This is a genomic window from Bilifractor porci, from assembly GCF_009696005.1.
GTDB lineage: Bacteria > Bacillota > Clostridia > Lachnospirales > Lachnospiraceae > Bilifractor > Bilifractor porci.
In genome coordinates, this window is the sequence record NZ_VUMV01000016.1 from 1 (window position 1) to 4,722 (window position 4,722).

The window sequence follows — 4,722 nt, forward strand, 5'->3', positions numbered from 1 at the left end:
TGAATCCGGTCAGAATCAACTCTTGGCTAATTCATCCCGTTTACTGTTTAAAGGATTGTCTTTCGACAAACTCAAAAATTTTTTGAACTTTCGAGGATGTGTTTTACTGTTCAGTTGTCAAGGAACTTGGCCGCTTCTCTCGAAGCGAGCTTGTTTATAATACCATCGGGAATTGCTCCTGTCAACAGTTTTTTTCGTTTTTTGCGCCATTTTTTCGAGTCATTAGCGATGCGTTTTGTCCTGTCTTTCGTTTTGCAAAAAAGAGCAAGGCCAAAATTGGACTCACTCCCTTCTCACAACAAAAACTTTGCCGGCTATCTGCCAGATAACGGACTACGCTGCGGAAAAGCCATCAAAACAACGTTTTTTTGTAGCCGTACTTCTCCAGCCATTCCTTCATTATTTTGTGCGTCTTGGCTGTATTGGATTCTGCCGTCTGGACGCCAAGGCCGCCATCCGGGTTATTCTTGTTTTTGCCGAAATATACGTTCTTGTTAAACGATACGGATTTCCCGGCAAATTCCGATTTGGAAAGGCTGATACCATTCACCCCGATGCTGGCATGGCCGGAATCAAGCACGTCATGCCATTTGTATTTGCTGTTATCCTTGATCGTGTAGATGGTTGTTGCCGTTTCCCGCATGCTTTCCACGCCACCGGCACCGACGACGGTACCATTCAGCCATTTCGATGTCACGACAATGTTATCGTCCTTTACCGACACATCAAAAGAATCACTTACGCCATTGAGTTCGGCTACCGCCTTTTGCAGCAGCTCTGCTTTTGGAATATAGTTTGCCATGATTTTCTCCTCCTTGTTAACAAAATCAAGCCGCTGCAAGCCAGTAAGCCTGCAAAAGCCTTACACATGTTATATGGCTGATTTTGGGTGAAAAATTGTGCAAAACCAGCATCTCCATTTGTGAGGCTCCACATCCAAGCCTCGTATTGGAGTATGGGGCTTCAGTAAATGTAGCAGAATGTAGTTCAAAAACGCAAATGTATTTGAATGTAGTCGGATGTAGCTCAAAAACACAAATGTAGTTCTTTGATATGGAGAAAAATCCTTTTGTGATAACGTTTGGAAAGAAACCCATCGAATACATTTTCCGGCCGCACCAGACAGGAGTAATTCTCAATATATTTTTAACAGATCCGATCACGAACCAGGTGTATATCATCCGTGGGCCACGCGGAAGCGGAAAAACGGTACTGCTTTCCGATATAGCCAACAAACTTGAAGAAGAGAATCAATGGGTTGTAATCAGCTGCGCGCCCAGCTTTTAGGTGGTACCCTTCTGCAGTTTCTCATAAGATACCTCGTCAATAATGTAGTCCTTCCCGTCTACCACGCCATTATGGTTTCCGGTTACGGAATCCGTGGCGTTTGTATGGATCGACGGGATGTAGTCAGTCTGCGGTTTTTCCGTGATGTCGTGATGAGCCATCACATCCTGTCCCTGGTCATCATCAATATCGTGATGGACCGCCGTATGGTTGTCTTCCGATGTCTCGCCGTCTTCCGGTACCTGGTACAGGTCCTCGAAGACTATGATGGATTTGCTGTCCAGGATGCATCTGCCATCCTTGTCGATGAAGTCCGCCACATTCATCGTGAAGGTCAAATCAACAGTCCCATTTCCCGCATCCGGTACAAAGTGTACAGAAGTCTCATAATCATTGCCGTTTACATCTGTAAGCGCTTTTCCTGTAGCCTTGTCCATCAGCTTTCCGGTCATGGTATACTCGCCGGTCTCGTTGATGTCGTATACAGGCGCGTGGTCGGACGCGATGACATTCCCGTTGTCCGTGATGGTCAGGCCTTCCTCTTGGAGCTTGCCCAGGAGTCCCTTTGTCCACAGGTTCTCATAAGACACGGTATCGGTAATCGTGATCTCCTTCGGGGTTCCGTCCTCGTTATAAAAGGCGGTCTCGTCCAGTTCACCGGCTTTCGCCGTCGTACCAATCTTCGGGATCTTAATGGTCTGCAGGAGGTCCTCCAGGTCCTCATGCACGAAGATTTCCCTGCCCTCGTTCGTGAACTTTTCAAACGCTACCAGTGTCTGGCCTGCCAGTTCGCTTGCGTCCACGGTAAAGGTTACCTTCCGTCCCGATATGCAGTCATTTTGTCCGCAGTCTGCCGACAGCCTTCCGTCTGGCCCCTGCCAGGTATTTTTGGGGTTCGTTTCCCTTCCCGTCTTTTTCGGGAGGATGCGGCATGGTTCTGCCGTATGGATGTCCCCCTCCCTTTTACCGCTGTCCTGCCAGAAGCTGGAAAGTCCCCTGTTCGCAGCTTTTTTGCGGAATGGATGGACAAATTGGCCGCGTCCGGGGGCAGGCAAGAGGACGCGGCGGAAGACGCCGGCCCTGCCGGTGAATGACAGGGGGATGTGCGGACAAATATACTTACTCCCGTCACAGTCCATTGGTAAGTCCAGGACAAAAAGACTTCCCATACGGACAGAAATACCGGATATACAGGACAAATATACTTGCAAGGCGGACAAATATACTTGTTGTGTATCTGCGGAAGCCTTTCCAGCATGGGTGCCAAGCATTGCCGCGGATACGGAAGGGACTTGGCAGGTTACAGGGAAACAGCCATTTCCCATGGCCCGGCTATCTGGTATGGTAAAGGCCGGGACAAAATCGCATTCCGGTACGGACAAACCTACTTATTGCCGCGGACAAAGTTACTTGCCGGTTACGGATTTTTTCGGACAGGAATACTTGTGTTTCCTTCTCGGTACTTGCAAAAAACAGGTTTCCTTGTCCGCAAAAATGGCGGTTCAAGCCCTTATTGGGTTTCGTTTTTCCCAAAGGAAGTTCGGGACAAATTTACTGGTCCGGAGGGTAAGGACGGACAAACTTGCTTGCAAAAACCACGAGTGGCGGACAAAACGACTTGTCTTTCCGGACAAAAATACTGGTTCCCGACAATATCCCTCCAGCCTTCCCCTTCCCTTTACGGAGCCACTGATATCCCCTTATTTTCTCTGGAAGCTGAGGACAAATATACTTTTTCCTCTCACTTCCCTCCGCCGGGAACGGACAAAAAGACTTACCTGTCCCCTTTCATCGCCGCATCCCTCTTCCTGTCCATACCTCCCGGTATTTTTGTCCCGTTCTTCCTTCCTTTCGCCCCTTTCTTCCCGTCTTTTTGTCTCACGGACGGATTCCCCGCGGGAAGTACACCTGTCCCCGGCCTGCTGTCATTTTGTCCTTTTCTTAGCGCGCTTCTTTCCCCTCCTTGCCATACATCCGTCCGTACCTTCCAGTCCTTTTGTCCCTGCCAGGTACCGGAAAACCCCGTTATTACGGGATTTTCCAGGAATACTAATAGAATCTAATCAAATAATGTTGTTGTTACACATAAATAAAAAGAAAAAAATGAATACAACAACCTGTTGCCGCTTATTCTTCATCACCTTTTTCTTTTTTTGCAATACGTGTTGTGCAGGTGACTGTGACGGGAATATAGGAACAAATTTAGAAAATGTGTGCCGAAAATGACACCGAATGATATAACGAATTCCGGCAGGTAATATACACTGCAGGATGAGGAGGGAAAAAGATGGAGAATAACACTTCTGACAAAATGACTCAGGCCGCGCCGGCTAATGCTTCCGGATCCGGAAATGACCTGCCCGTCATGTCCCCGCAGAAAAAGGCGGAACTATACGCGAAGCTGGCGCTGATATTTGGAATCCTTGCATGAATCCCGTATCTGATAATCGCCGCCACCCGTAAAACGGGTGGTTCGGTCCGGGCTATAAGCCCGTGTTGCTAGGCTAGCTTCTCAAGGCGCTGGCTTTCACTTTATGGCTACGGGAAGTTTTTTAATCACTTCCCGCAGCTCCGTTCAAGCCACTTTGCTTTTGACTCGTCGCTACCCCTGAAGGGGCATTCGTATTACTTACCCTGACCCTTAAAAGGGTCTTCGTATTCCTTTACACTGAGCTTGTCCTGTATGATATCCGCACGCTCTTGGTCTTGGATATATTTTTTAATGGTAGCTTCATTTAACCCTACTGTACTAGCATAATATCCTTCTGACCAGAAATGCCGGTTTCCGAACTTATATTTCAAATTTGCGTGCCTGTCAAACATCATAAGGGCACTTTTTCCCTTCAAATATCCCATAAATGATGCCACACTGATCTTCGGTGGTATACTGACCAGTATATGTACATGATCCGGCATCAGATGTCCTTCGATGATTGTGACACCTTTATATGCACATAGCTGATGAAGGATTTCAGCAAGATCCTGCTTGTACGATAAGTCTGCAATGCTGGCCGCAATGGAAAATATATGGTATGATGCGTGTGGGTACTACCATACACGGTAGGCGGTTGGCCCTTTTCACTGTTGTGACGAGGGTGTATCTTGCCCTCGATCTTCACAGAAAGGGGGCGTTGCAGATGGTAGGATGGTCGAATCTTATTGATTTGCTTCTTCTGCTTACAGCGATAGCCACATTGTTCTATACAATTGGCAAAAGAAAATGACCGCCCCGGCCTGAGAAACTGAGCGGTCATCCGTAAAATGTTGATCGGGCCAACCGTCTATCGGTAGTGCCCTTTTGTAGTTTCAATATACCACCTTACTGCACATTTGTCAAAACAGGATTCCCGCCTGATTTTCGAGCCATTTTTCCCGACGCTTTTTTGAACCATTTTTCGAGCGTCCCTCCTGCGTGATCCGGACGGCAGGTTTACA

At 47.7% G+C, this 4,722-nt stretch carries 5 protein-coding genes; 2 read left to right on the plus strand and 3 right to left on the minus strand.

Annotated elements, in window-relative coordinates; genetic code table 11:
• Positions 1-352: 352 nt before the first annotated feature.
• The gene (locus FYJ60_RS12355) at positions 353-802 is read right to left on the minus strand and encodes a hypothetical protein (protein ID WP_154458979.1); all 450 of its coding nucleotides are present in this window, start codon (positions 800-802) and stop codon (positions 353-355) included.
• 251 nt (positions 803-1,053) lie between these two features.
• Between FYJ60_RS12355 and FYJ60_RS12960 the strand changes: the two genes are divergently transcribed.
• The gene (locus FYJ60_RS12960) at positions 1,054-1,287 is read left to right on the plus strand and encodes an AAA family ATPase (RefSeq protein WP_408609155.1); all 234 of its coding nucleotides are present in this window, start codon (positions 1,054-1,056) and stop codon (positions 1,285-1,287) included.
• On the opposite strand, the gene FYJ60_RS12530 is transcribed toward FYJ60_RS12960, so the two are convergent.
• Positions 1,284-2,612 (minus strand): VaFE repeat-containing surface-anchored protein, encoded by a 1,329-nt coding sequence (locus FYJ60_RS12530; RefSeq protein WP_154458980.1) that lies wholly within the window; start codon positions 2,610-2,612, stop codon positions 1,284-1,286. The two genes, FYJ60_RS12960 and FYJ60_RS12530, sit on opposite strands and share 4 nt — an antisense overlap.
• 962 nt (positions 2,613-3,574) lie before the next feature.
• On the opposite strand from FYJ60_RS12530, the gene FYJ60_RS12365 reads away from it, so the two are divergent.
• Complete coding sequence (locus FYJ60_RS12365; protein ID WP_154458981.1) at positions 3,575-3,718, plus strand: hypothetical protein; 144 nt, start codon at positions 3,575-3,577, stop codon at positions 3,716-3,718.
• A 194-nt stretch (positions 3,719-3,912) separates the two neighbouring features.
• On the opposite strand, the gene tnpA is transcribed toward FYJ60_RS12365, so the two are convergent.
• Positions 3,913-4,314, minus strand: coding sequence for an IS200/IS605 family transposase (gene tnpA, locus FYJ60_RS12370; protein WP_408609156.1), 402 nt, complete (start codon positions 4,312-4,314; stop codon positions 3,913-3,915).
• Positions 4,315-4,722: the final 408 nt, after the last annotated feature.